The sequence below is a fragment of the Nocardioides sp. genome (assembly GCF_036274455.1).
GTDB lineage: Bacteria > Actinomycetota > Actinomycetes > Propionibacteriales > Nocardioidaceae > Nocardioides.
This window is the reverse complement of sequence record NZ_DASUFR010000203.1, coordinates 1-2,533: the sequence shown is the minus strand read 5'-3', so window position 1 is coordinate 2,533 and position 2,533 is coordinate 1. Positions and strand designations below refer to the sequence as shown.

Annotated in this window: 3 protein-coding genes; all 3 read left to right on the top strand. The window is 72.4% G+C overall.

Features of this window, described 5'->3' with window-relative positions; translation table 11 throughout:
- Positions 1–47 precede the first annotated feature (47 nt).
- Complete coding sequence (locus VFV89_RS19960; RefSeq protein WP_329707727.1) at positions 48–431, top strand: SseB family protein; 384 nt, start codon at positions 48–50, stop codon at positions 429–431.
- 70 nt (positions 432–501) lie between these two features.
- The gene (locus VFV89_RS19955; protein WP_329707726.1) at positions 502–1,911 is read left to right on the top strand and encodes a sigma 54-interacting transcriptional regulator; all 1,410 of its coding nucleotides are present in this window, start codon (positions 502–504) and stop codon (positions 1,909–1,911) included.
- 91 nt (positions 1,912–2,002) lie between these two features.
- Positions 2,003–2,377 (top strand): OsmC family protein, encoded by a 375-nt coding sequence (locus VFV89_RS19950; protein WP_329707725.1) that lies wholly within the window; start codon positions 2,003–2,005, stop codon positions 2,375–2,377.
- Positions 2,378–2,533: the final 156 nt, after the last annotated feature.

Here is a 2,533-nt window from a genome sequence, read left to right as displayed (position 1 = left end):
CTGCTTCGGTCACCGGGTGATGAATGCCCGACGACCGAGAGGATGCCATGAGCACCCCCGACGAGCAGGCCGGCGCACAGGCCCTGCTCCAGCAACTCGCCTCCAGCATCGCCCTCCTCCCGCAGGAGCTGCCCGACGGCGCCGAGGCCCCGCCGGAGGGCACCCTGGCGCTGCCGGTGATCGAGCAGGACGGCACGCAGTACGTCCCCGTGTTCACCTCCCAGGAGGCCCTGGTGTCCGCGGGCGCCGACCCCGACCAGGCGGTGTCGGTACCGGTGGCGCAGCTCGCCGCCGGCTGGCCCGCCGACGACCTGTGGCTGGCCGTGGACCCGTCCACCGACCACGGCCTGACGCTGCCGCCCGACGTGGTCCGGATGCTCCCGCAGCTGGTGGGCGCCGGGCCCAACGGCACGCCCGACGGGATGGTCTAGCTCCGTCCCGCCTGACGGACCGCAACCGGAGACAGAGTCCAGTTGTTGTGGTGCTGAGTAGCGTGGAGACGTGACCTCAGCTCCCACGACTCCACCATCGATTGGGACCGTCGGCCAGCTCCGGGCGTCCGGCCACGTCCACAAGCCGCTGCGCGTCGAGATGCGCGACAACCTGCTCGACGCGCTGCGCGAGGACCGCGACCCGTGGCCCGGCATGCACGGCCTCGACGACACGGTGATCCCGCAGCTCGAGCGGGCGATCATCGCCGGCCACGACGTCGTGCTCCTCGGCGAGCGCGGCCAGGGCAAGACCCGGTTGCTGCGCACCCTGGTCGGACTGCTCGACGAGTGGACCCCGGTGATCGGTGGCGCCGAGCTCGGCGAGCACCCCTACGACCCGATCACCCACGAGTCGCGCCGCCGGGCGGCCGAGCTCGGCGACGAGCTGCCGGTGGAGTGGCGGCACCGCGACGAGCGGTACGCCGAGAAGCTCGCGACCCCCGACACCAGCGTGGCCGACCTGATCGGCGACGTGGACCCGATGAAGGTGGCCGAGGGCCGCTCGCTGGGCGACCCGGACACGATCCACTTCGGGCTGATCCCGCGCTCCCACCGCGGCATCGTGGCCATCAACGAGCTGCCGGACCTGGCCGAGCGGATCCAGGTGGCGATGCTCAACGTGATGGAGGAGCGCGACATCCAGATCCGCGGCCACGTGCTGCGGCTGCCGCTCGACGTGCTCGTGGTCGCCAGCGCCAACCCCGAGGACTACACCAACCGCGGCCGGATCATCACCCCGCTCAAGGACCGCTTCGGCGCCGAGATCCGCACGCACTACCCGACCGAGCTCGAGGACGAGATCGCGGTGATCCGGCAGGAGGCGCACCTGCCGGCCGACCTGGTCGACGTACCCGACCACCTCATCGAGATCCTGGCCCGCTTCACCGGCAACCTGCGCGAGTCGTCGTCGGTCGACCAGCGCTCCGGAGTGTCGGCGCGGTTCGCGATCGCCGGCGCCGAGACGATCGCCGCCGCGGCGATCCACCGCGCCACCTCGCAGGGTGAGGACCGGGCGGTGGCCCGGGTCGTCGACCTCGAGGCGGCGGTCGACGTGCTCGGGGGCAAGATCGAGTTCGAGACCGGCGAGGAGGGCCGCGAGAGCGAGATCCTCACCCACCTCCTGCGGACGGCGACGGCGGAGGCGGTGCGGCACGTCTTCCGCGGCCTCGACTTCGCGCTGCTCGTCGACGCGCTCGAGGGCGGGATGATGGTCACCACCGGCGAGCAGGTCGCCGCGCGCGACTTCCTCGCCGGGCTGCCGGTGCTGGGGGAGTCCGAGCTCTACGACGAGATCTGCGACCGGGTCGGCGCCACCAACGACGGCGAGCGGGCCGGCGCCATCGAGCTCGCGCTCGAGGGGCTCTACCTGGCCCGCAAGATCAGCAAGGAGAGCGGCGGCGGGGAGACCGTCTATGGGTAACACCCCACAACGTTCTTCGTCTCCTCCGCTGCGCTCCCCCGACGAACAACGCCGTGGGGACCCCGAAAAGCGTGATGACTTCCCGGTCACGGTGACGGCCGGCTCGCTCCGCGAGGATGCGAACGCCGGCTGGCTGGTGCCGCACGCGTGGACCGACGGCGGCGTCGTCGTGCAGGCCGCACCCAACGGGGCCGGCGTGCTGCACGTCGCCGTCGCCCTCTGCGTGCTCAACGACACCTACCGCGAGGCGCGCGACCGCGGTGTCGACGTGGCCGGGGTCCGGGTGTCGGCCCGGGGCGAGTTCGACCAGGAGACCTGGCAGTCGACCGGGGTGTCGTACGCCGTGGAGGTCGACTCACCGTCACCGGCGACCGACGTGTCCGCGCTGATGGCCCACGTCGACTCCGTCGCCGAGATCCCGCGGGCGCTGCGGGCCGGCATGACCGTGGAGCGCACGCATGGCTAACCGGCACACGTCCAGGCAGGTCCGCTCGCGCTACGGGCGCTACGAGGGCGGCGACCCGCTCGCCCCGCCGGTCGACATCAGCGAGGCGCTCGACGCGATCGGCCAGGACGTGATGGCCGGCTACTCGCCCGAGCGCGCGATGCGGGAGTTCCTGCG